Annotated in this window: 1 protein-coding gene; it reads left to right on the forward strand. The window is 64.1% G+C overall.

The annotated features are described in order from the left end of the window. Positions 1–66 precede the first annotated feature (66 nt). Positions 67–1256 (forward strand): IS3 family transposase gene (locus AC25YV_RS12790; RefSeq protein ID WP_488124239.1). Its coding sequence is split into 2 segments (ribosomal slippage): positions 67–345 and positions 348–1256, totalling 1188 coding nucleotides; the frame shifts between segments, so codons are not numbered across the junction. The last annotated feature ends 31 nt before the right edge of the window (positions 1257–1287 follow it).

Below are 1287 nucleotides of genomic sequence, written 5' to 3' on the forward strand. Positions count from 1 at the left end.
GGGACTGCCCCGAGTTTGGTTGACGTCTGATCTGTGAGGATTCGTCCTCGCTGGAAGGATGTCCCTGTGGCAAAGCCGTATCCCAAGGAGTTCCGAGACGACGTCGTGGCGGTGGCCCGACAGGGCCAGGCGCCGCTGTCGCAGATCGCGAAGGACTTCGGTGTCTCCGAAGGGTCCTTGTCGAACTGGATGAAGCAGGCAGACATCGAGGACGGACGACGTCCCGGTCTCACCGGAGCCGACCAGACGGAGCTGCGCGAGGCGAAGAAGCGCATACGTCTGCTCGAGCAGGAGAACGAGGTGCTCCGCCGTGCGGCGGCGTATCTGTCGCAGGCGAACTTGCCGGGAAAATAGTCTTCCCGCTCGTCCGTGAGATGGCCGCGGCCGGCGCTCCGATCAGGGTGCCGGTCGTGGTGGCGTGCAGGGTTCTGGGCTTATCGACCCAGGGGTACTACAAGTGGCTGAAGGCCCCGATCTCCCAGCGGGACTGGGACGATGCTCACCTCATCGACGTCCTCTACGAGGCTCACCGCGATGATGCGACCCTCGGCTACAGATTCCTCACCGATGAACTGTCCGACGAGTACGGCATCACCGTCGGCGAGAACCGCGTGCATCGGCTCTGCCGGATCGCTGGAATCACCGCCAGCCATCACAAGAAGCGTTCCAAGCCCGGCTCCACCGGGCCTGCCCCGCATGATGACCTCCTCGCGGTCGTCGATGAGCACGGCGTCGTCCGGCATGAGTTCGCCGCCGATGCCCCGAACAAGGTCTGGCTCTGGGACATCTCCGAGCACCCCACTCGTGAGGGCAAGCTCTACATCTGCGCGATCAAGGACGTCTGCAGCAACAAGATCGTCGGCTACTCGATCGACTCGCGCATGAAGGGATCGCTGGCGCGGTCGGCGCTGCGCAACGCGATCGCTCTGCGGCAGCCGGTCGGCACGATCTGCCATTCGGACAGAGGCGGCCAGTTTCGCGCGAAGAGGACCCAACGGCTGCTCGAGAACAACGGGCTGGTCGGGTCGATGGGGCGCTCCTACGGCGCGGGCGACAACGCCAGCATGGAGAGCTTCTTCGCGCTCCTGCAGAAGAACGTCCTCAACACGCGCCGCTGGGAGACGCGGCAGGAACTCCGCCTCGCGATCGTCACCTGGATCGAGACGAAGTACAACCGTCGCCGCCGTCAACGAGGCCTCGGAAAGCTCACACCCGTCGAGTTTGAGATGATCTACAGAACCGCAGAAGCGGCCTGAACACCCCGACCCCTACCCGTCAACCAAAGTA

The sequence above is a fragment of the Microbacterium sp. Y832 genome, from assembly GCF_057669765.1.